At 62.3% G+C, this 292-nt stretch carries 1 protein-coding gene; it reads right to left on the bottom strand.

Features of this window, described 5'->3' with window-relative positions; translation table 11 throughout:
- Positions 1-292, bottom strand: a 292-nt coding sequence (locus Xsze_RS21670; protein ID WP_143707630.1) for a toprim domain-containing protein, incomplete at both ends; no start/stop codon positions are given.

Below are 292 nucleotides of genomic sequence, written 5' to 3'. Positions count from 1 at the left end.
CCGCCGCCGCGTCATTGCCCGCTTTATCATTGTCATAGGCAATATGCACCTGCCGGATGTCATGCTGCCGGAAGGCGGCGCGGTGGGCATCGGTAAACCCGTGTACCCCATAGGAACAGGTCACATGGCGATACCCCGCACACCAGAATGACATCGCATCGATCAGCGATTCGCACAAAATCACCGAAGCCGAACCGGCCAGCCCGGCTTCATTCCAGACCCCGCCATGCGCCCCCGGCAGGTACAGATGCAACGGGGTGCCCGCCCGCAGGCGATCCGTGATTTTGCGGCC

It is taken from the genome of Xenorhabdus szentirmaii DSM 16338 (genome assembly GCF_002632585.1).
Classification (GTDB): domain Bacteria; phylum Pseudomonadota; class Gammaproteobacteria; order Enterobacterales; family Enterobacteriaceae; genus Xenorhabdus; species Xenorhabdus szentirmaii.
The sequence above is the reverse complement of the archived record's forward strand: the minus strand, read 5'-3'. Positions and strand labels throughout refer to the sequence as shown.